Consider the following 1064-nt stretch of genomic DNA (forward strand, 5'->3'; position numbering starts at 1 on the left):
GTGTTTTACGATTAATGAGAACGGACTCTCTGTTGTTAATGAACTAAATTCAATATATGCAGTTAAACTCAATTATATTGGAGAATATGTTTTGAATAAAATTTCTAAATTAAGCGATGTAAAAGTTGAAAATGATATCATTTTAAAGATCGCAAATACCCGGCTTAAGTATCAAGAAGAGAGGCATGAGAGTGATAACTAAAATAAAATTAGTAAAATTAAGTTTAATCGGTTTTAGAAAAGACTATATAGTTGATTTTAAAGATGGGTTGAACTATATAACTGGGCCAACATCAACAGGGAAATCATCAATAGTTGAAATGATTAATTATGCTTTTGGAAGTAAAAATCATAAAGATTACATTGAAATCAGAGAGAATTGTACTGAAGTAGCACTTGAATTTTTTATTGGCGAAGAGCTAATTAAAATAGTTAGGCCATTATTTTCATTTGATAGACCAGCTAAAATATATAGATGGGATGTTCTAAATCAAGATTTCCCTAAATTTTTTGAATTAAAGGAAATAGACATACCTTCAAATGAAAATTCTCTCTCGGCATTTTTATTAAAAGAATTGGGCTTGGATAATATTAAGGCTGCAAACCAAGCATTTAGTTTCAGAGATTTATTTAAATATGCTTATTTAAAACAAACTGAAATAGATAACGAAAATATACAAAATGAAAAATATTCAGATAAATCTTTAAAAAGAAAACCAACTTTTGAAATAATGTTTAATATTTATGATGAAATACTTGCTGATTTAAAAGCTAATTTGAAATTGAAGAAGGAACAGATAGTGGAGTTAATTAAGAAGAAAAATAGCATTTATGAATTTCTGAAAAATTTGGAGCTAATTGATTTAGAAGCATTTATCAAACAAAAAACAGAATTAATGAGGATATTAGATAAAAAAAAGCAAATTCTTTATGGAATTAAATCTAAAGGTAAAACAGATGATAGCATGAGTTTTAAATTGGAGAAAGAAATTAATAATTATAAAAATGAACTTTCTCATCTTGATTTGAAAATAAAAGAACAAAAAGAATATATTGATAAACTT

At 25.5% G+C, this 1064-nt stretch carries 2 protein-coding genes; both read left to right on the top strand.

The genetic code is table 11. The annotated features are described in order from the left end of the window. The coding region (locus tag L6I86_RS35505) for a hypothetical protein (RefSeq protein ID WP_236293641.1) at nt 1–202 on the top strand (202 nt) is incomplete at its 5' end. Next, nucleotides 192–1064, top strand: an 873-nt coding sequence (locus L6I86_RS35510; protein WP_236293642.1) for an AAA family ATPase, incomplete at its 3' end; no start/stop codon positions are given. The genes L6I86_RS35505 and L6I86_RS35510, both read left to right, overlap by 11 nt.

It is taken from the genome of Paenibacillus allorhizoplanae (assembly GCF_927798215.1).
GTDB lineage: Bacteria > Bacillota > Bacilli > Paenibacillales > NBRC-103111 > Paenibacillus_E > Paenibacillus_E allorhizoplanae.